Raw genomic sequence first — 20,831 nt, 5'->3', positions numbered from 1 at the left:
AAGGAAGCAGCTGTGTATGCTGTGAAAAAAGTGAATCACTTATGAACAGGTTATACACATGTGGAAAACTTTGATGTTTTCATGCTAAACTTACTTATCCACAGTAATCACAACACTTATTACTGTTATTACTGGTTTTATATTATAATTAATAAATATATAGAACCCTTTTTTATTGATTTTGAAAAGAATTTAAGAAATAGTTGCTGTAAAACTTTTCTTAAAACCTGAGGAGGATATAAACATGCGTTTTACAATACAAAGAGATAAACTGATTGCCAGTGTACAGGATGTTATGAAAGCAATCTCTTCCAGAACAGTTATTCCGATATTGACTGGAATGAAGATAGAAGTGAGACAACACGGAGTGACATTAACCGGGAGTGATTCAGATATTTCTATTGAATCTTATATTCCTGCAGAAGATGAAGATAAAGTATATGTTGAAAATATAGAAGATGGAACTATTGTATTGCAGGCTAAATATTTTCCTGAAATTGTCCGCAAGCTCCCGGAAGCACAAGTAGATATAGTTGTTGATGAGCAGTTTAATGTAAAAATTACTTCCGGAAAATCAGAATTTAATTTAAATGGACAGAGCGCCGATGAATATCCGCATCTTCCACAAGTAGAAACAGAAAATAGCTTTGAAATGCCAATTGACTTATTAAAAAGTATGATTAAACAAACTGTTTTTGCTGTGTCTACGATGGAAACCAGACCAATTTTAACCGGAGTAAATATCAAGCTGGAAGATCAAAAGCTTGTATTTACAGCAACTGACAGCCATCGACTGGCCAAAAGAGAGGTTCCAGTAACAGGAACGAATGTATCGATAGAACAGGTTGTTGTTCCTGGAAAAAGTCTCAATGAACTCTATAAAATTTTAAATGATTCAGAGGAAACAGTAGAAATCAGTGTAACGAATAACCAAATTCTTTTCCGTACGAAGCATTTAAATTTCTTATCCCGATTACTGGACGGGAATTATCCAGAAACATCGAGATTGATTCCGGATCATAGTAAAACAACAATCCAAATAAAAACAACACCGCTATTAAGATCAATCGAACGTGCTTCTTTATTAGCAAAAGAAGAAAGAAATAATGTTGTTAAATTTACCAGCAATGATGATGGGGTTATCCAGATTTCAAGTAACTCTCCAGAAATCGGAAATGTTGAAGAAGAAGTCACAGCTGATGAGATTAACGGAGAGAATTTAAAGATATCCTTCAGTTCAAAATATATGATCGATGCGCTAAAAGCGATTGAATATGATGAAGTAGTGATAGAATTCACTGGAGCAATGCGTCCATTTATCATTTGCCCGGTAGAAAATGATTCCATCCTGCAGCTTATTTTACCGGTAAGAACCTATTAATTTTTACGCATTACGCGTTAAAAAAGTATTCCAGCTGGATGATAAGTAAAAGTTATACCTGATCATTTAAAAGCTCTTTTGTGGAAGAAAGAGCTTTTTCTTTTGGATTAGAACCGATAATGAGAAAGAAAACCGCATTTTTTTGACAACCCCTTTAAAAAAACAACAGAAAACGCGCTCTAAGAAGAGATTAGGGAAATAAGAATTCCCCCATTAAAAATATCTTAAAAGCTCTGTAACGCATCTTTTTGTAATTATTTGAGGCCTATTCTTCCTTTTTTAATCAATCTTTAGTAAAATAGACAATAGAGGAAAAAATAATCGTATTTGTCTTTGGTCAAAATAAAGGCAGATAAAACAAATAGAAAGTATTTGGTGATATCCATGCATGAACAGATAAAAATAGATACGGAATACATTACGCTTGGGCAATGCATCAAGCTGATTAACTTTTTAGATTCTGGCGGAATGGTCAAAGCATATCTTCAAGATATAGGTGCTGTGGTAAATGGGGAACGTGAACATCGCCGCGGAAGAAAATTATATCCCGAAGATGTCCTTGAAATTGATGAGATAGGATCATTTATCATTCTTAAAGAGGATTAAAGCATGCATATTGAACAGTTAAAATTAACCAATTACCGCAACTATGAAACATTGGATATTACATTTGATGATAAAATAAATGTCATCATCGGTGAGAATGCTCAAGGGAAAACCAATCTGATGGAAGCTATTTATGTACTCTCTTTTACCCGTTCTCACCGGACCATGCGGGAAAAAGAGCTCATACGCTGGGATTCAGATTATGCTACAATAGAGGGCAGGATTACAAAAAGAAATCAATCGATTCCCCTGCAAATCTCCATTTCATCCAAAGGAAAAAAAGCAAAAGTAAATCATTTGGAGCAGCACCGGTTAAGTGACTATATTGGTGCGGTTAATGTGGTTATGTTTGCACCGGAGGATTTAACCATTGTAAAAGGTGCTCCGCAGATTCGCCGGCGTTTTATGGATATGGAGTTAGGCCAAATCCAGCCAACTTATATATACCATTTATCTCAATATCAAAAAATACTAAAGCAAAGAAACCATTTATTAAAGCAGCTGCAGCGCAGGAGCTCTGCTGATGAAACGATGTTGGATGTATTAACAGACCAACTGGTTGAGCATGCTTCTTTTTTGTTGGAGAGAAGATTTGTCTATCTTGATTTGTTAAGAAAGTGGGCAGGACCGATTCATGAAGGCATCAGCCGCAATCTAGAAAACTTAGAAATTCAATATGACGCGACAATAAAGGTATCAGAAGAGGCAGATAAGGAGAAAATAGCTACTATCTACCAAGATTCCTTCAAGGATGTCCGTGAAAAAGAAATAGAGCGCGGCACCACGCTGATTGGTCCGCACCGGGATGACCTTATCTTCTTAGTAAATGGCAAAGATGTACAAACATATGGTTCTCAGGGACAGCAGCGGACAACCGCATTGTCGATTAAACTGGCTGAGATTGAATTGATTTATCAGGAAGTAGGCGAATATCCGATTCTTTTACTGGATGACGTGTTAAGTGAACTGGATGATTATCGCCAGTCGCATTTATTAAATACCATTCAGGGAAAGGTGCAGACATTTGTGTCCACCACAAATGTAGACGGGATTCACCATGAAACGCTAAAAAATGCTGAGTTATTTTATGTTCATCAGGGAGTTGCGACCAATAAAGAAGAGTCATAATTTCCAGCTGTAAAAAGAGGATGTACAAAAAGTTTCCAGGGTATTGCATTTTTTGGCACTTAAGAGCGTTTATTCTTTATACAAAATCTCCCCCTGAGGATGGAAAAAAGTCTGGTTTAATGAAGAAAGGAAGCGATTGATCGTGTTCATTCACATTGGCAATGACAATGTTATCCGGTCTCGGGAAATCGTTGCGATTATTGATTACGATTTATATACCAATGCATCAGGAATGTATCAAATGATACAGGAATGGAAGCAGCAAAACAAAGTTTCCGGTCCTGAAAAAAAGGCCAAATCCATTGTGGTTACTGCAGATCATATTTTTTTCAGTTCTTTATCTGTAACTACTTTAAGAAAACGGTCAGGTATTTTAACTACAATCAGTAATCTAGATGATTATTATGAAGAATAAGCCTGAGATAACAAAATCAAGAGATTTCTGCTGAGGAAAATGCAGAGCCTTCTCTTTTTAATATATACAAATGGATGGATTGTAATTCATATAGAAATGAGTGTGAGAAGATGTCGATGGAAGACAAAATGACAGAAAACCAAGCCTATGATGCTGATCAGATACAAGTACTTGAAGGTCTTGAGGCAGTTCGGAAAAGACCGGGAATGTATATTGGCTCCACCAGTGAAAAAGGATTACATCACCTTGTCTGGGAGATAGTGGATAACAGTATCGATGAAGCACTGGCAGGTTATTGTGATCATATCGAAGTCATTATCGAAGAAGATAACAGTATTACTGTAAAAGATAACGGCCGGGGGATTCCTGTCGGTATTCAAAAGAAAACAGGTCGTCCAGCGCTGGAAGTAATTATGACAGTCCTTCATGCCGGCGGTAAATTCGGCGGCGGCGGATATAAGGTTTCCGGCGGACTTCATGGTGTAGGTGCATCTGTTGTAAATGCTCTTTCCAGTAAATTAGAGGTGACCGTCCACCTTGATGGGAAAATTCACTATCTTTCTTTTCATAAAGGAATTCCTGATGGAGAGATTGAGATTATTGGTGATACGGATATTACCGGAACAACAACACACTTTATACCGGATCCGGAAATTTTCACAGAAACTACCGAATATAACTATGAAACATTAGAACAGCGTCTGAGAGAGCTTGCCTTTTTAAACAAAGGATTGCGTATCTCGATTGAAGACAAACGGTCTGGAAAAGAGCCGGCATCTTACTACTATGAGGGCGGAATCAGCTCTTATGTTGAATTCATTAATAAAAATAAAGAAGTATTGCATGAACCTTTCTTTGCAGAAGGCGAAGATCAGGGAATAGCCGTGGAAATTGCTATCCAGTATAACGATGGGTTTGCAACGAGCTTATATTCTTTTGCAAATAATATCCATACGTACGAGGGCGGTACACATGAAGTTGGTTTCCGTTCCGGTTTGACACGTGCTATCAACGATTATGCGAAAAAGAACAGCCTGTTGAAAGATAGTGATGCCAACCTGTCCGGAGAGGATGTCCGCGAAGGACTGACAGCGATTGTTTCTGTAAAGCATCCAGACCCGCAATTTGAAGGACAGACAAAAACAAAACTTGGTAATAGCGAAGTACGGGCCATTACAGATGGTGTATTTTCAGAGTCCTTTTCTAAATTTCTCTATGAAAACCCGACAATTGCTAAAATCGTTGTTGATAAAGGACTTATGGCATCCAGAGCACGTCTGGCAGCGAAAAAAGCAAGAGAGCTGACCCGCCGTAAAAGTGCATTGGATGTAACAAGTCTGCCTGGCAAGCTTGCTGACTGTTCTTCCAAAGATGCCTCTTTGAGTGAACTGTATATCGTAGAGGGTGACTCTGCCGGCGGTTCCGCAAAATCAGGAAGAGACCGTCATTATCAGGCTATCCTGCCATTGCGCGGAAAAATTCTGAATGTCGAAAAAGCGCGCTTAGATCGAATTTTATCAAATAATGAAGTACGAGCTATGATTACGGCATTAGGAACCGGTATCGGCGAAGAATTTGATATTACAAAGGCACGCTATCACAAAGTAGTCATTATGACAGATGCCGATGTAGATGGCGCTCATATTCGAACGTTATTATTGACCTTTTTCTATCGATATATGCGTCCGTTGATTGAGCACGGGTATATTTATATTGCCCAGCCGCCGCTTTATCAAATCAAACAAGGAAAATCTGTTCACTATGTTTATTCGGATAAAGGATTGGATGCGCTTCTGGAAGAGATTCCAAAAGCACCAAAACCAGGTATTCAGCGTTATAAGGGGTTGGGAGAAATGAATGCAGATCAGCTATGGGATACCACAATGAACCCAGAATCCCGCACACTGCTGCAGGTTGAACTCAGTGACGCAATCGACGCAGACCAGGTTTTTGATATGCTGATGGGCGATAAAGTAGAACCGCGACGCAACTTTATCGAAGAAAACGCCCAATACGTACAAAACTTAGATATTTAAGTATTACATCCTTTTAATAAGGACAACAAAGCGGATAGAAGTACTTCTATCCCTTTCTTGTCAGATATTAAAAATATAATAGCTGTATAAGTTGTATTGTTATTTTTGTTTTTCAAACATATTCAAATTGTTTAAATAATGCAATCCAGCTTATCCAAATGAAAGATTCGAGGAATCACTAACATAATGGTGATTGGGAGGTTATTAGACTATGGCAGAGGAAAATCGTCCGAGTGTCCAGGAAATAAATATAAGTAAAGAGATGCGCACATCCTTCTTGGATTATGCAATGAGCGTCATTGTGGCAAGAGCATTGCCAGACGTTCGAGATGGAATGAAGCCCGTACATCGCCGTATTCTTTACGCAATGAATGATTTAGGAATGCACTCTGACAAAGCATTTAAAAAATCAGCACGTATCGTCGGAGAGGTTATAGGTAAGTACCATCCGCACGGTGACTCAGCTGTTTATGAGACAATGGTAAGAATGGCACAGGATTTCAGTTACCGGTATATGCTAGTGGATGGACATGGTAACTTTGGTTCGGTCGATGGCGATTCAGCAGCAGCGATGCGTTATACAGAAGCACGTATGTCTAAGATTTCCATGGAACTGCTTCGTGATATTAATAAAGACACGATTGATTATCAGGATAACTATGACGGAGCGGAACGCGAGCCAATTGTATTTCCGGCACGTTTCCCGAATTTACTTGTCAATGGAACTTCTGGAATCGCAGTCGGTATGGCGACTAATATTCCGCCGCATCATCTGGGAGAGACGATTGATGCTGTTCTGGCAATCAGTAAAAATCCGGATTTAACTGTGGATGAAATCATGGAAAATTATCTTCCTGGTCCAGATTTCCCTACTGCAGGACAAATCTTAGGCAGAAGCGGTATCCGTAAAGCATACGAAACAGGAAAAGGCTCCATTACCATCCGGGCTAAAATCAATATTGAGCAAGGCAAAAATGACAAAGAAACCATTATTGTGACAGAGCTTCCTTATCAAGTGAACAAAGCCAAGCTCATCGAAAAAATAGCGGAGCTTGTCCGCGATAAGAAAATTGACGGCATTACCGATCTTCGTGACGAATCAGACCGTAATGGCATGCGGGTTGTTATGGAGCTTAGAAGAGATGCAAATGCGAATGTGGTTTTGAATAATTTATATAAGCATACTTCCTTGCAAACGACATTTGGTATCAATATGCTTGCGCTTGTGGACGGACGTCCGCAGGTATTAACTGTCAAACAATGCCTGATGCATTATTTAGATCACCAGAAAGTAATTATCAAGCGTCGTACAGCCTTTGAATTAAATAAAGCCGAAGCACGCGCTCATATTTTAGAAGGCTTGCGTGTTGCACTCGATCATTTGGATGAGGTTATTTCTTTAATCCGTAATTCAAAAACAGCAGATATTGCAAGAGAAGGGTTAATGGAACGTTACCAGTTATCCGAGAAACAAGCCCAAGCTATTCTTGATATGCGTCTACAGCGTTTAACAGGATTAGAACGCGAAAAAATTGAAGAAGAATACAAAGAGCTGCAGGCATTGATTGCTGAATTAAAAGCTATTTTAGCGGATGAAGAGAAAGTATTGGAAATCATTCGTGAAGAGCTGACGGAAATCAAAGAGAAGTTCCGTGATGAACGCCGTACAGAAATTGTTGCCGGTGGAGCGGGCTTCTTTGAAGATGAAGATTTAATTCCGGAAGAGAATATCGTTATTACATTGACCCACCAGGGCTATATTAAACGCTTGCCTGCTTCTACTTACCGTACGCAGCGCCGTGGCGGACGAGGTATCCAGGGCATGGGAACCAATGAGGATGACTTTGTAGAACACCTTGTATCCACATCAACACATGATACAGTTCTTTTCTTTACGAATAAAGGGAAGGTATATAAAACAAAGGGTTATGAAGTACCGGAGTTCAGCCGGACAGCTAAAGGGATTCCAATTATTAACCTGCTTCAAGTAGAAAAAGGAGAATGGGTGAACGCCGTTATCTCTGTAACTGAGTTTGATGAGGATCACTTCTTATTCTTTACAACGAAGCTTGGGGTTGCAAAACGTACATCCCTTGAAAAATTCAAAAACATCCGTAAAGGCGGCCTGATTGCTGTAAATCTTCGGGAAGAGGATGAGCTGATTTCTGTCCGCATGACAGATGGCGAAAAAGAAATTATGATTGCTACGAAAAATGGCTATCTGATTCGTTTTGAAGAAGAACAAATGCGTCCAATGGGTAGAACCGCAGCAGGAGTAAAAGGTATTTCCCTGCGTGAGGATGATGAAGTTGTTTCCATGGAAATTATGGATGAAGGTTCTAAAATTCTCCATGTAACCAGCAAAGGATTTGGAAAGCAGACACCAGAAGATGAATATCGCCGTATCAATCGTGGCGGTAAAGGTGTATTTACGTGTAAGCTGGATGAAAAAACAGGACATGTAGTTGATGTAAAAGCCATTCAGGGTGATGAAGACTTAATGGTTATTACTGCCGGCGGCGTTCTGATCCGAATGCAAGTATCCGATATTTCACAAACTGGAAGAAATACCAAAGGGGTACACTTGATACGTCTGCAGGATGACGAAGAAGTTGCAACAGTAGCACGAATTGAGAAAGAAGAAGAGGAAGCGGCAGAGGAAATCGAAGCATCTGAGGAAAATAAAGAAGTTAATGAAGGTGCAGACGATAACAACGAGGAATAGGTAAAACGATGAGATATTGAAAGATGATATAAAACAGCGGACAGGCGAAGTGATTCATAGCCCGTCCGTTGTTTTTGTATCTGCTGGAACAGCTTTATTCTTTAAAATTCTGTAGTAAATGATGGCCGATAAGCGCTGGTGTTTTTTGCTGGGTGACGGTTAAAAATCGTTGGATAAGCGGATATTCCCGGTCTGCTTTCATTTGCATCAGCTCACCCCACCATTCTGTTTCATAACGGCAAATCATACTCAAATTAAATAGCAGCAGATAATGTACCAGGATTTCGGAATAAGGAAAATAGTTTGCCCGATTCGCTGGAAAATAAATTGCTTCATTATGCAAATCATAACGAAAGGGGCCGTCCCAATCTTTGACGGGCCCGGTCAGATAAAGCTGTAATTCCTCCTTTTTTTGTTGTATATCCTCAATTGGAGGCAAAAAAGCCCGAATACGCTCGACAAAGGTATCTTCTTTTAAATAAAATCCATCTAAAATCCGATTGGGAAAACGAAGCAGTTTACTGTTTTTATTCCCAATAATAATCATCGACTCCTCCTGATAAAGCTGCCAAATATTGCTTAATTCTGGAATAGAAGCTAATAACAGACGCATTGAAACACGTTCTAATGGAAAGGGATAGAGAGAAAATAAATGGCGGCTTACATATGGAAATAACCCCTTTTGCTGTAATTTGACCTCATCCTCGATAAATCGATAATCCTTGCGTTTTCTTTTCCGGGCAGTCAGACCATGCGCAAGAACAGCTGTTGTTTCCGGATAATCAGGGCGCTTTGACAGCAACCAGCCTTTTAAAAGATGTGTCATTCCATAAAAAGACAGAACAGGCTGAACCAGCACACTGCTTTGCCTGCTTGATTCCATAAAGCATGTTCCATTATGAATATAATGGATAAAAGCAGAGCTGTTTTGATAGCTTTTTGCCTGAGCTTCACGAAGAAATGAGTAACTTTTCTTCAGGTAATTTTGTGCATTTTCCTGAGTGGTTAAAAATGGATATAAATCTTCAACATGCAACATTTCTACAGCTCCATAACTATTTAAATATTTTGAATCTATCCTCTATTTTTTCTATATGTAGGGTGCTTGAAAAAGCATGAAAAAAAGCGTAATGTAAGTAAAAATAGATATTTGCTGCTGCTTTCACAGGATTGGTATTTTTTTAGCAGTTTCTCCGATATTCGATAAGGATATACCTTGAAAACTGTATAATACCCGTAAGTGAAGTGAATTGAGGTTGCGAATTCAATGATTGGAGGATGAGCTAGCAATGAGAGAAGACAAATTTGCAAAAGAAGGTTTGACATTTGATGATGTATTGCTTGTTCCGGCAGAATCAGATGTTTTACCAAACCAGGTGGATCTGAGTGTTGATTTAACATCAAATTTAAAATTGAAATCCCCATTTATCAGTGCTGGAATGGATACAGTAACAGAAGCAGAAATGGCAATTGCGATGGCACGTCAAGGCGGGTTTGGAGTTATTCATAAGAATATGTCTATTGAACAGCAGGCAGAGGAAGTAGACCGTGTGAAACGCTCAGAAAGCGGCGTAATCACGAACCCGTTCTTCTTAACTCCGGAGCATCAGGTTTATGATGCGGAACATTTAATGGGAAAATACCGCATTTCAGGAGTTCCCATTGTAAATAATATTGAGGAACAAAAGCTCGTCGGTATTTTAACCAATCGTGACTTACGTTTTATTGAAGATTATTCGATTCTGATTTCGGAAGTGATGACCACAGAGGAATTAGTGACAGCGCCAGTGGGAACAACACTGGATGAAGCAGAGAAGCTTCTGCAGAAATATAAAATTGAAAAACTGCCTCTTGTTGATGATCAGGGAATTCTAAAAGGGTTAATTACGATTAAAGATATTGAAAAGGTCATTGAATTTCCAAATGCAGCAAAGGATGCACAAGGACGGTTGATTGCAGCAGCTGCAGTCGGCGTGACAGGCGACGCGATGAAGCGGATTGAAAAATTAGTGGATGTCGGTGTAGATGCCATTGTAATCGATACAGCACATGGTCATTCTAAAGGTGTTCTCGATCAATTAAAACACATTCGCGAAACGTATCCTGATTTGACAATTATTGCAGGAAATGTTGCTACAGAGGATGGGACAAAAGCTTTGATTGAAGCAGGAGCTTCCGTTGTCAAAGTAGGTATTGGACCGGGGTCTATCTGTACCACAAGAGTAGTAGCAGGGGTCGGTGTACCACAAATTACAGCAGTTTATGACTGCGCAAGAGCAGCAAAAGAATACGGTGTACCCGTTATTGCAGACGGCGGAATCAAATACTCCGGCGATATTGTGAAGGCTTTGGCATCAGGTGCACATGCTGTAATGCTGGGAAGTATTTTTGCCGGAACAAAGGAAAGCCCTGGAGAAACAGAAATTTTCCAAGGACGTCAATATAAAGTATATCGCGGTATGGGCTCTGTTGGAGCAATGCAAGCAGGCTCCAAAGACCGTTATTTCCAAAGTGAATCAGAGAATAAAAAGCTTGTTCCAGAAGGCATTGAAGGACGTATTGCGTATAAAGGCTCGCTGGGAGATACCTTCCATCAGCTGGCAGGCGGTTTACGCTCCGGCATGGGATATTGTGGAACGAAAAATCTGGAGAGCTTAAGAAACGATTCCCGATTTATCCGGATTACCGGGGCTGGGTTGAAGGAAAGCCATCCGCATGATGTTCAGATTACGAAAGAAGCACCGAACTATTTTATGCAGTAAAAAAGAGAATAATTAAGCAATTTAGTTGATGACAAATTTGTGTCATACGGTCGTAAAAAAAATAGATGGAGGATGTTGCTCCATCTATTTTTTTATGAATTTTTATGGTAAAATGTGAAGCGTGCTCAGCAGAATACATAGAACGTATGTTGATGGCTATATTATTAAACGGAGGTACGGAAATGTGAGAAAGTCTATGAAAAAATTGTTTCTTTTGGTGGTTGCAGCAGCGCTTGTTTTAACATCTTTTGTTACACCATCCATGTCTGTGTATGCAGATGGATTAGATATAGAAGCGGAATCGGCTATTTTAGTGGATGCAGAAACGGGGAAAGTATTATTTGCAAAGGACCCGGATGTGGCATTGCCTCCTGCTAGCATGACGAAAATAATGACAGAATATCTCGTTTGGGAAGCAGTTGAAAACGGAGATATTTCCTGGGATACAACAACACAAATTAGTGATTATGCATATGAAATATCCAGCAATGATGATTTTTCAGGGGTTGGATTAAGACAGCAGCAAGATTACACAGTAGAAGATTTATATAAAGCAATGGCAATCAACTCAGATAATGCGACAACGATTGCACTTGCAGAGTTAATTGCAAGTTCAGAAAGTGAATTTGTCGAAATGATGAATGCAAAGGCAGAAGAACTGGGAATGCCGGAATATAAATTTGTTAATTCCAGCGGATTAGATAATGAGAGTCTGGGGGATAATTATCCAGAAGGAACAAGTCCTAACGATACAAACTTATTATCAGCCCGTTCAGCAGCAATTTTAGGGTCTGCATTAGTGAATGATTATCCGGAAGCATTAGAAATTTCCAGCGTGCCGAGTACGGAATTTGATGATCAGGAGATCCGTAACTGGAATTACATGCTGGATCATGATGCAGATTATTTACAGCAGCATTACTATGAAGGTGTAGATGGTTTAAAAACTGGTTTTACAACGGTTGCCGGTTATGCTTTTACAGGAACAGCAGAACGGGATGGACGACGTCTTATCAGTGTGGTTATGAAAACAGACAGTGAAGATGCCCGTTTTAATGAGACTGCAAAACTGTTTGATTATGGATTTGATCAATTTGAAACACAAGAATTATTCCCGGCAGGATATCAAGAAGAAGGCAATGAAACAGCTCCGGTTGCAAGAGGAAAAGAAAAAGAAGTAAATATTGGCATCAATGAAGGGATTCATGTTCCGATCAAAACTGGTGAGGAAGATCTGTATCATTTAGAATATAAAATTGATGAAGACAGATTGAATGATAATGGAGAGTTAGAAGCTCCAGTGGAAGCAGATGAAGTTATCGGAACAGTTACCGTTGTCTATGATGGAGAAGAAGAAGATTTTGGATATATTTCCGATGAAGCGAGTCAGGAAAGTTATGATTTAGTTGCAATGGACTCCGTTGAAAAAGCAAATTGGTTTATGCTTACGTTACAATCTATTGGTGATTTCTTTGTAAACATGTTCCAAGGTGCATTTAATTGGGTGAAGGGACTTTTCAGCTAATTTTTGCAGGAAGTCTTGCAACCTGATTGGAAATAGATTATGATGATATACAATCATTCATTGAAATAATAAAGCGTTGATAGGAAGCAGTAGCTGTTTGATTCTATCTATAGAGAGCTAATATCTGGTGCAAATTAGCGTTAGAATGCAGTGAATCCATCCTGGAGCATGCTTATTGAAGTGGTTCAGTCACGTAAGTAAGCACGGAGATACGACGTTATTCGTATATAAAGCCGGAAGAATCTGTCTGTATAGATTCTTTAACTAGGGTGGCAACGCGGGAAATATACTCTCGTCCCTTTCTACATAAGGGATGGGAGTTTTTTTATGGTTTTAAAGACATTAAAAATATAGGAGGTAATCAGTATGTTAGATATGAAATATGTACGAAATAACTTTGATGAAGTGAAGCAAAGATTAGCACACCGCGGAGAAGACCTTGGCGATTTAGACAAATTTGGCGAGCTTGATGTAAGAAGACGGGAATTGATTGCAGAGACAGAAAAACTAAAGGCAAAACGTAATGAAGTGTCTAAGGAAATTTCTGTTTTAAAGCGCGAGAAGAAGGATGCGGAGGAAGCCATAGCTTCTATGCGTGAAGTTGGAGATCAAATTTCTAAATATGATAAAGAATTAAAAGACATTGAGGAAACCCTGGAACATATCATGCTTTCTATTCCTAATCTGCCGCATGAGAGTGTGCCTGTTGGTGAAGATGAGGATGATAATGTAGAAGCACGTAAATGGGGAGAGGTGCCGGAATTTTCATTTGAAGCACAGCCGCACTGGGATGTTGCGACAAATTTAGATATTTTGGACTTTGAACGTGCAGCAAAGGTAACAGGAAGCCGTTTTGTTTTTTATAAAGGATTAGGAGCAAGACTGGAACGTGCATTATTAAACTTCATGATGGATCTGCATGCGGATAAGCATGGCTATCAGGAAATGCTTCCTCCATACATTGTGAATCGCCTGAGTATGACAGGAACAGGACAGCTTCCGAAATTTGAAGAGGATGCGTTTAAACTGGAAGACTGGGATTATTTTCTGGTGCCGACTGCAGAAGTCCCTGTAACCAATTATCACCGTGATGAGATTTTATCAGGAGAGGCGTTGCCGAAAAAATATGTTGCATTCAGCGCCAGCTTCCGTTCTGAAGCAGGTTCTGCCGGAAGAGATACACGCGGCTTGATTCGCCAGCATCAATTTAACAAAGTGGAGCTTGTGAATTTCGTGAAACCGGAAGATTCTTATGACACATTAGAAAGACTGACAGGGGAAGCGGAAAAAGTATTGCAGCTGTTAGAACTCCCTTATCGTGTGATGAGTATGTGTACAGGTGATTTAGGCTTTACAGCAGCGAAAAAATACGATATTGAAGTATGGATTCCAAGCCAGCATACGTACCGTGAAATTTCTTCTTGTTCTAATTTTGAGGATTTCCAAGCGCGCCGTGCCGGAATTCGCTTCCGCCGCGAAGCAAATGGAAAACCAGAATTTGTCCATACGTTAAACGGTTCTGGTCTTGCGTTAGGACGTACTGTAGCGGCTATTTTAGAGAATTGCCAGCAGGAAGATGGAAGTGTAGTAATTCCTGAAGTATTGCGTCCGTATATGGGCGGCATTGAAGTGATTGGCAAGTAATGATTAAGTAAGAGGCTCTCCATCTTTGGGGGCCTCTTATTTTTTGATAAAAAATATTGACAAGTCATCTTTGAGGATGATATAGTATATTTTGTTCGCTAGGAAGTGAGCAAATTAGCGTTATTTCATGGAGGTATACCCAAGTCTGGCTGAAGGGGTCGGTCTTGAAAACCGAGAGGCGGGTCAAACCGCGCGGGGGTTCGAATCCCTCTACCTCCTCCATTTAAAACAACCGTAAAAAATTGGAGATAAAAACCCGCAGCTTTCGTGCTGCGGGTTTTCTAATACATATATATGTTTACTCTCTATCTCTTCGCTCCAACAACGATTCTAATAACTGTTTTGGCAGCGGGAAGCGTTTGTTATCAAGCGGCAGAAAGTTAAGCTTGCTCTCTGCGTGTTTATCCTCTTTTGCTTCATTGATTTCCGTATGAAGAAACTCCATCTTTTCATCCAGTTGATTTGCGATATTTGCACTGGTTGTTAATTCTTCTACCAGATGTGCGGGTACTTCTCCATCATATTTATAATAAATTTTATGCTCTAAGCTCGCCCAGAAATCCATCGCAACGGTACGGATTTGAATTTCGATAAATACCTCTTCCTGACGGTCAGAGAAAAAGACAGGAATAGATAAAATCAGATGAAGGCTTTTATATCCATTTGGTTTTGGATGCTTAATATAGTCTTTCGTTTCAATGACTTTGATATCCTGTTGACCTTGGATCATTTCGCTGATTTTATAAATATCGGATATAAAGGAGCAGACAATTCGGATTCCTGCAATATCCTTGATATGATTCTTGATAGATTTTTGCGTAATCGAAATATTTTTTCGCTGGCATTTTCGTAAAATACTTTCAGGTGTTTTTATACGTGATTTTAAATGTTCAATCGGATTATAATCATGAATATGCTCAAATTCTTCTTGAAGGATGTTCAGCTTGGTATTGATTTCATCCAGTCCAAATTTATAGCTGAGCATGAAACGTGTCAGTTCTTTTCGTACAGCGGTTAACTGGTGTATCTGTTTTGATTCATCCATTGATAAAATTCCTTTCTGGCTTACATTCATGTACAATATAAGTATAGCAAAATTTGTTTTGAATAGCAGATAAAAAGACGCTGCAATCCATTCTGATGGGTGCAGTCTTGACAAAAGTATGGCAAGGCCTTATAGTACAATTCAATAAAGAAATACGGTGAACGGGCCAGTAATCGATGTGTATTTACCAAAGAGAGGAAATCCGGCGGCTGTAAGATTTCTGTAAATGCCTTGATGAACCTATCCGGGAGTAGGTTAGTGTATGCTGACTGCAGTAAACTGCATTATCAATGTGAGTGGATAACTTTTATCAACAAAGGTGGTACCGCGGAATAATACTGATTTCGTCCTTTACAAGGGATGTATAATCAGTTTTTTTATTGCTCTGAGGTATCGGTGAAATAAAATATTAAAGGAAAGAAGAAACACACAGGAGGAAACTACATGGAAAAAACAATTGCATTTTTTGGAGCAGGAAATTTAGCAGAGGCGATTATTGCAGGCATTACAAGGACTAATGTTGTTACAAAAGAACAGGTGCTGGTGACGAATCGCAGTGATAAAGCAAGGTTAGATCTGATTGCTGAAAAGTATGGAGTGACTTGCGACCTGGATAAAGAAGAAATGATCAAGAAAGCAGATATTATTATTTTAGCGATGAAGCCTAAGGATGCGAAGGATTATTTAGACTGGCTAAAAAATTATATAAAACCGCATCACATGGTTATTTCGGTGATTGCAGGGTTATCTATCGAACAGATGGAAAAAACGCTGGGAGAAGGTATTCCTGTTATTCGAACCATGCCGAATACGTCTGCATTGATCGGCCAATCAGCTACTGCTATTTCAAAGGGAACCAATGTCGAACTCGGTCAGCTTTACTTTGCTGAGGAACTATTCCAGACAGTGGGTACAACAAAAATTGTCGATGAGGAGCAGATGCATACGATTACGGCGATTGCAGGAAGCGGACCGGCATTTTTCTATTACATGGTGGAAGCAATGGAAAAAGCAGCAATTGAAGCAGGATTGGACCGGGATACGGCATTAGAGCTGCTGACCCAGACGGTGATCGGCGCAGGAAAAATGCTGGAGACATCTGGCGCAGACCCGGAACAGCTCCGTGTTAATATTACCAGCCCGGCAGGAACCACAGAGGCTGGTTTAAACCAGTTAATGGCGAATGAATTTGATAAGATAATTAAAGCATGTGTAGATGGCGCACGAAATCGGTCTATCGAGATTACGAATGCTCAGAACTAATTTTTTACACGTACTTTAAAAAAGAGAAGAGGGAAAGCAGATGCATACACCGGATTGCAGTTATTGCGGGAAAAAATGGAGTTATGGACAGACCTTTAAGCAGGTATTTAAGATTAAAATGATTTGTCCGCACTGCGGCAAAGAAAATTATTATAATGCAAGTAAAAAAGGCGGCTGGCTCCCTTTATTAGCCATACCTATTCTGTTAGGGCTGGCCTTTCTGCTAAGGCTGTCTTCTGTAGAAATTATTCTCATGGGCTGTTTGCTGATGATTCTTCACGTCCTGTCGATTCCTTATCGGACGAGATTGCAGAGAGCCGGCAAATAAATGAAACATGATGCTTTCCAAAATAGATAAGGTTTAGTATAATACGATTGTTCGTTTATTTTTCAATGGACGGATAATGAAGCATAATTGAGCGGTTTCCACTGCTGATTATGTGCAAAGCCCCCGTAGCTCAGGGGATAGAGCATTGGTTTCCTAAACCATGTGCCGCAGGTTCGAATCCTGCCGGGGGCGTAAAAAAGTCTTGTTATACAGAGATTTGTGTCTTTCAGTTATATTATCGGAGGCCACGGTTTATACTTGAAAATTACATAAACCGACAGACGTCATTTTTCGTTTTCTTGTTTGTTTTATGACAAGATTTCTGAAAGGTGGCTTTTTTTTATATAGAGAAGACAATTATTGTTCTGCTTATTTTTCGTGAAAAAGCAAAATGAGAAACACCATTGATGTTTTTTGTTTTATAGACGGTAATAATGAATAGAGCCGCTCCTAAAAAGAAGCGGCTCCATTCTTCTCATCTATATAAAGGGCAGGATACAGCAATGGATTCCGATTCCCTATCGCTATATCACTTTCACCCGATTCAAAATATCTTCGGCGTTTTTCACCCGTTCCTCTGTCGGTGGCTCTACACCTTCCAGCGGATAGTCCAAACCAAGATTTTCCCATTTATAGACACCTAATTTATGATACGGCAGCACTTCTATTTTTTCGACATTATTTAATGTCGCAATAAAATCGGAGAGCTGCTGTAAATGTGCATCGTTATCGCTGCCACCGGGAACAAGTACATGACGGACCCAGACAGGCACTTTCTTCTCGTCTAAATAGCGGGCCATGTCGAGAATATGTTCATTGGACAGACCAGTGAGCTCTTTATGCGCTGCAGCGTTGATATGCTTTAAATCAAGTAAAACCAAATCAGTTAATTCCAGTACTTTATCTAAATTTTTTATAAAGTGAGGGGAGCGGTTAAAGCATCCGGCAGAAGTATCAATGGTTGTGTGTACTCCTAATTTTTTCAGTTCGGTGAACAATTCGAGTAAAAATTCAACCTGAAGTAAAGGCTCTCCGCCGCTGACAGTCACTCCTCCATTGGTAGATTGGAAGAATGGGAGATAGCCCTTAATATCCTTCACCAGCTCTTGTACAGACATTTTCTTTCCTGCTCCCATGTTCCATGTATCCGGATTATGACAAAATTGACAGCGTAATAAACAGCCTTGAGTAAAGATAACATAGCGTAATCCAGGCCCGTCTACGGTTCCACACGTTTCGATTGAATGAATTCTTCCTTCTTTCATGATACTTTTCCCCCTCACTTCATATGCTGAAAATAATTCAGCATCAAGCGCTCAAGTTATTTAATGAGCGCTTGATATTGACTTCTTACAGAATGGCCTTACAAGCTTTCATGGAAGGTCCGGTTAATGACATCGATTTGCTGTTCTCTTGTCAGCTTAATAAAGTTTACTGCATATCCAGAGACGCGGATGGTAAGCTGCGGGTATTCTTCCGGATGCTCCATCGCATCTAATAAAGTTTCCCGATCAAAGACATTGATGTTTAGATGATGTCCTTTTTTTGCTGCATAGCCATCGAGGATACCGGCTAAGTTTGTTTTTCTTGTTTCTTCATCTTTACCTAACGCTTTTGGCACGATGGAGAAGGTGTTAGAGATACCATCCAGTGCGTATTTATATGGCAATTTTGCAACGGAGCTTAAAGAAGCTAATGAGCCATTTTTATCACGTCCGTGTAATGGGTTTGCTCCTGGAGCAAAAGGTTCTCCTGCTTTTCGTCCATCTGGTGTATTTCCCGTTTTCTTCCCGTAAACCACATTGGAAGTAATCGTCAGGATAGACTGTGTTGGTGTAGCATCGCGATACATATGGTGTTTCTTAATTTTATTCATAAAGTCTTTTACGAGATTCACAGCAATTTCATCTGCGCGATCATCGTTATTGCCGTATTTTGGATAGTCTCCTTCTATTTCATAATCAACAACAAGTCCGTCTTCATCACGAATGGTTCTTACCTTCGCATATTTAATGGCGCTTAGGGAATCGACAATGACGGATAGTCCTGCTACACCACAAGCCATGGTCCGTAATACTTCCCGGTCATGCAACGCCATTTCCAGTCGCTCGTAGCTGTATTTATCATGCATATAATGGATAATGTTTAATGCGTTGACATATAAACCAGATAACCAGTCTAGGAGGTTATCATATTTCTCCATCACTTCGTCGTAATCAAGATACTCTGATGTGATTGGTGCATAGTTTGGAGCTACCTGCATTTTTAGATTTTCATCTACACCGCCATTGATCGCATACAGAAGTGCTTTTGCCAAGTTTGCCCGTGCACCGAAGAACTGCATTTGTTTCCCGATGCGCATTGCAGATACACAGCAGGCAATTCCATAGTCATCTCCATAGATCGGGCGCATGATATCATCGTTTTCATATTGAATCGAGCTTGATTTAATAGACATTTTTGCACAATATTTTTTATAGTTTTCCGGCAGTTTAGCAGACCAAAGTACGGTTAAGTTTGGCTCTGGCGCCGGTCCTAAGTTATCTAATGTGTGCAGAAAACGATAGGAGCTCTTTGTTACAAGTGGGCGTCCATCTTCTGCTATTCCTGCCAATGATTCTGTTACCCAAGTCGGGTCTCCGCTAAATAATTCGTTATAATCTGGTGTTCTTGCGAATTTTACGAGACGCAGCTTCATCACAAAATGATCGACAAGTTCTTGCGCTTCTTGCTCTGTCATAACCCCATTTTCAATATCTCTCTCTATATAAATATCTAAGAATGTAGAAACACGGCCAAGACTCATGGCAGCCCCGTTTTGCTCTTTAATGGCAGCTAAATAGGCTAAATAGAGCCATTGGAATGCTTCCTGTGCAGTTGTTGCAGGCTTGGAAAGGTCAAATTCATATTTTTCTCCGAGCTTTTTCAAATCCATTAAGGAACGAATCTGCTCCGAGGTTTCTTCACGGTCGCGAATCACATCGTCCGTCATTGTTCCGTTACCAATCAGCTGCAGGTCTTTTTTCTTTTCTTCAATTAAACGGTCTACTCCATACAGGGCAACACGGCGGTAATCACCGATAATACGTCCGCGGCCGTATGCATCTGGAAGCCCGGTGATGATTCCTGCTTTTCTTGCTTTTAAGATTTCGGGTGTATAGGCATCAAAGACGCCTTGGTTATGCGTTTTCCGGTGTTCTGTAAAGGTATGGACAACGTCATCATCAACTTTGTAGCCATAGGATTCTGCGGCAGCTACAGCCATACGGATACCTCCAAAAGGCATTAGAGCACGTTTGAAAGGCGCATCTGTTTGCACGCCGACGATTTTTTCCAAGGGCTTATTTAAATAACCAGCACCGTGAGAGGTAATAGTAGATACGATTTTTGTATCTAAATCATATACACCGCCATTTTCCCGTTCTTCTCTGGTTAATTGCATGACTTGCTCCCACAGGTCTTTGGTGGCTTGAGTTGCATCAGTTAAGAAGGATTCATTTCCTTCATATAAATGATAATTCTGTAAAATAAAATCACGAACATCAATTTCTTGCTGCCAGTTGCCTTCAACGAAACCATCCCAAGGGACTCTTTTTACCATTTCATCTGCTACTTTCATAACAAAAACCCTCCTCTTAATTAATTGTGAATAAATTCACAATAACCTCTATTTTTATTATAACGGTTTCGGAAAATAAAACAAGTGAAATACTTCACAAATGAAGAAAGTTCTTAAAATGTTCAAATTTAAAGCTTGAGAAATAAGAGGATTTTATAAAATAGTAACATTCGTTCCAAGCCTTTTTTAAAGAGTAAGAAAGTATAAAATGTTGAGGATAGCCGCTCCAACGGGTTTCATAGGGGGAGTAATCTTAGGCCCCAGAAATACACTACGCTTTCCATGGGCCCCGAGCTCATCTCCTTTAAAGAAGACTTGCTGATTGGCAAGCCGACAGGCGCAGACAGAAGCATA

At 39.8% G+C, this 20,831-nt stretch carries 15 protein-coding genes, 2 tRNA genes and 2 other annotated features; of the genes, 13 read left to right on the top strand and 4 right to left on the bottom strand.

Annotated features, from left to right (window positions below):
* Window positions 1-244: 244 nt before the first annotated feature.
* The 6 genes from dnaN (at window position 245) to gyrA (ending at window position 8,291) form a co-directional block, all read left to right on the top strand.
* Entirely contained in the window at window positions 245-1,381 is a 1,137-nt protein-coding gene (gene dnaN, locus ACZSMY_RS18475; RefSeq protein ID WP_193063772.1) for a DNA polymerase III subunit beta, read from the top strand.
* Window positions 1,382-1,765: 384 nt separating this feature from the next.
* The gene (gene yaaA, locus ACZSMY_RS18470; protein ID WP_042535606.1) at window positions 1,766-1,987 is read left to right on the top strand and encodes a S4 domain-containing protein YaaA; all 222 of its coding nucleotides are present in this window, start codon (window positions 1,766-1,768) and stop codon (window positions 1,985-1,987) included.
* 3 nt (window positions 1,988-1,990) lie between these two features.
* The gene (gene recF, locus ACZSMY_RS18465; protein WP_042528646.1) at window positions 1,991-3,115 is read left to right on the top strand and encodes a DNA replication/repair protein RecF; all 1,125 of its coding nucleotides are present in this window, start codon (window positions 1,991-1,993) and stop codon (window positions 3,113-3,115) included.
* Between the two features lie 142 nt (window positions 3,116-3,257).
* Window positions 3,258-3,530, top strand: a complete 273-nt coding sequence (gene remB / locus ACZSMY_RS18460; RefSeq protein WP_212929179.1) for an extracellular matrix regulator RemB — start codon at window positions 3,258-3,260, stop codon at window positions 3,528-3,530.
* A 110-nt stretch (window positions 3,531-3,640) separates the two neighbouring features.
* Window positions 3,641-5,566, top strand: a complete 1,926-nt coding sequence (gene gyrB / locus ACZSMY_RS18455; RefSeq protein ID WP_465148128.1) for a DNA topoisomerase (ATP-hydrolyzing) subunit B — start codon at window positions 3,641-3,643, stop codon at window positions 5,564-5,566.
* Window positions 5,567-5,777: 211 nt separating this feature from the next.
* Window positions 5,778-8,291, top strand: coding sequence for a DNA gyrase subunit A (gene gyrA / locus ACZSMY_RS18450; protein ID WP_256705450.1), 2,514 nt, complete (start codon window positions 5,778-5,780; stop codon window positions 8,289-8,291).
* A 94-nt stretch (window positions 8,292-8,385) separates the two neighbouring features.
* Here the strand turns inward: gyrA and ACZSMY_RS18445 are convergent, their stop codons facing one another.
* Window positions 8,386-9,330, bottom strand: coding sequence for a YaaC family protein (locus ACZSMY_RS18445; RefSeq protein ID WP_042528638.1), 945 nt, complete (start codon window positions 9,328-9,330; stop codon window positions 8,386-8,388).
* Between the two features lie 250 nt (window positions 9,331-9,580).
* On the opposite strand from ACZSMY_RS18445, the gene guaB reads away from it, so the two are divergent.
* From guaB to ACZSMY_RS18425, 4 genes are all read left to right on the top strand, one after another.
* Window positions 9,581-11,053: an IMP dehydrogenase gene (gene guaB, locus ACZSMY_RS18440; protein ID WP_042528636.1), complete on the top strand. Its 1,473-nt coding sequence runs from the start codon at window positions 9,581-9,583 to the stop codon at window positions 11,051-11,053.
* 184 nt (window positions 11,054-11,237) lie between these two features.
* Window positions 11,238-12,578 (top strand): D-alanyl-D-alanine carboxypeptidase family protein, encoded by a 1,341-nt coding sequence (locus tag ACZSMY_RS18435; protein ID WP_465148127.1) that lies wholly within the window; start codon window positions 11,238-11,240, stop codon window positions 12,576-12,578.
* A 67-nt stretch (window positions 12,579-12,645) separates the two neighbouring features.
* Window positions 12,646-12,881: a binding site (T-box leader), on the top strand.
* 63 nt (window positions 12,882-12,944) lie between these two features.
* Window positions 12,945-14,222 carry a serine--tRNA ligase gene (gene serS / locus ACZSMY_RS18430; protein WP_042528632.1) on the top strand — a complete coding sequence of 426 codons (1,278 nt, stop codon included), beginning with the start codon at window positions 12,945-12,947 and terminating at the stop codon, window positions 14,220-14,222.
* 129 nt (window positions 14,223-14,351) lie between these two features.
* A tRNA-Ser gene (locus ACZSMY_RS18425) sits at window positions 14,352-14,444 on the top strand.
* Window positions 14,445-14,520: 76 nt separating this feature from the next.
* Here the strand turns inward: ACZSMY_RS18425 and ACZSMY_RS18420 are convergent.
* Window positions 14,521-15,267, bottom strand: a complete 747-nt coding sequence (locus tag ACZSMY_RS18420; RefSeq protein WP_042528626.1) for a GTP pyrophosphokinase — start codon at window positions 15,265-15,267, stop codon at window positions 14,521-14,523.
* Window positions 15,268-15,415: 148 nt separating this feature from the next.
* Window positions 15,416-15,622 (top strand) — a binding site (T-box leader).
* Between the two features lie 89 nt (window positions 15,623-15,711).
* Here ACZSMY_RS18420 and proC point away from each other — a divergent pair.
* The 3 genes from proC (at window position 15,712) to ACZSMY_RS18405 (ending at window position 17,050) form a co-directional block, all read left to right on the top strand.
* Complete coding sequence (gene proC / locus ACZSMY_RS18415; protein WP_465148126.1) at window positions 15,712-16,530, top strand: pyrroline-5-carboxylate reductase; 819 nt, start codon at window positions 15,712-15,714, stop codon at window positions 16,528-16,530.
* 40 nt (window positions 16,531-16,570) lie between these two features.
* A complete protein-coding gene (locus ACZSMY_RS18410; protein ID WP_465148125.1) occupies window positions 16,571-16,858 on the top strand; it encodes a TIGR04104 family putative zinc finger protein in 288 nt (95 codons plus the stop codon).
* A gap of 119 nt (window positions 16,859-16,977) precedes the next feature.
* A tRNA-Arg gene (locus tag ACZSMY_RS18405) sits at window positions 16,978-17,050 on the top strand.
* Between the two features lie 332 nt (window positions 17,051-17,382).
* Here the strand turns inward: ACZSMY_RS18405 and pflA are convergent.
* Together pflA and pflB are read right to left on the bottom strand one after the other, a co-directional pair.
* Window positions 17,383-18,123, bottom strand: a complete 741-nt coding sequence (gene pflA, locus ACZSMY_RS18400; protein WP_042528620.1) for a pyruvate formate-lyase-activating protein — start codon at window positions 18,121-18,123, stop codon at window positions 17,383-17,385.
* A 98-nt stretch (window positions 18,124-18,221) separates the two neighbouring features.
* Complete coding sequence (gene pflB / locus ACZSMY_RS18395) at window positions 18,222-20,477, bottom strand: formate C-acetyltransferase (RefSeq protein WP_332093965.1); 2,256 nt, start codon at window positions 20,475-20,477, stop codon at window positions 18,222-18,224.
* Window positions 20,478-20,831 lie beyond the last annotated feature (354 nt).

The sequence above is a fragment of the Oceanobacillus sp. B139/18 genome (genome assembly GCF_055524595.1).
The sequence above is the reverse complement of the archived record's forward strand: the minus strand, read 5'-3'. Positions and strand labels throughout refer to the sequence as shown.